General features: G+C 79.6%; 1 protein-coding gene. It reads left to right on the plus strand.

Annotated elements, in window-relative coordinates:
• The coding region (locus ACOV8S_RS25370) for a PP2C family protein-serine/threonine phosphatase (protein ID WP_448320543.1) at nucleotides 1–885 on the plus strand (885 nt) is incomplete at its 5' end.
• Nucleotides 886–1054: the final 169 nt, after the last annotated feature.

Below are 1054 nucleotides of genomic sequence, written 5' to 3' on the forward strand. Positions count from 1 at the left end.
GCCTACGCCCACGCCCTTGACCCGCACGACGGCTCACGGCTCGGCACCGCGGTCTGGTTCTTCGACGGTCCCGCCGTCCCCGGCCCCGCCGAACGCCGCACGGCCGTCCACTACCTCGGCCTGGCCGCCGACCACCTGTCCCGCCTGCTGGAGGTGGACCGCGCCCGCGCCCGCCTGGCCGCCCTCACCGAGGGCCTCCTCCCCTCCCGCCTCCCCACGATGCCCGGCGTCCGGTTCGCCGTGCGGCACCGCACCGGGCCGCTCGGTGGCGGTGACTGGTACGACGCGCTGCCGCTGCCCGAGGGGGCGCTCGGTCTGGCGGTCGGCTCGGTCGCCGGCTCCGGGCCGCAGGCCGTGGCCGCGAAGGGCCGGCTGCGGGCCGCGCTGCGCGCCTACGCGGTGATGGAGGGCGAGGATCCGGTCGCCGTCCTCTCCGACCTGGAGCTGATGCTCCGCCTCACCGAGCCCGGCTGCCCGGCCACGGCCCTGTTCGCGCACTGCCGCCCCGGCGGGCGTCGCATGACCCTGGCCGGGGCGGGGCACAACCCGCCGCTGGTGATCGGCGACCGGCGGGCCGAGTTCGTCGAGACCGGGGTCTCCGCCCCGCTGGGCATGCTCGGCTGCTGGGAGGCGCCGGGCGCCGAGGTCCGCCTGGACCCCGGGGAGACGGTGCTGCTGTGGACCGACGGCCTGCTGCGCCGCACCGGCGACCCCGTCGACCGGGCGTTCGCCCGGCTGCACCGGGCCGCGGCGGGCGTCCCCCGGCGGCTGCGCGACGACCCGGAGACGGTCGCCGACCACGTGCTGCAGGCGATGCTGCCGGACGGGCGGGACGCGACGGACGGCGCCGACGACGTGGTCCTCCTCGCCGCCCGCTTCGACTGAACCCCCACCACCCCGGGGCCCGCACCGGCCTGCCCTCGCACCGCTGCCGTCCACACCGCTGCGGGCCTCCGGGGCGGCCGGTTCCCCTGCGGGGCAGGGCTCCGGGCGGGGGCGGAGGTGCCGCCGCCAGGCCGTGCGCCCAGGGCCGGGCACCAGGCGGGGCCGGCCC

The organism is Streptomyces sp. CO7 (assembly GCF_053474865.1).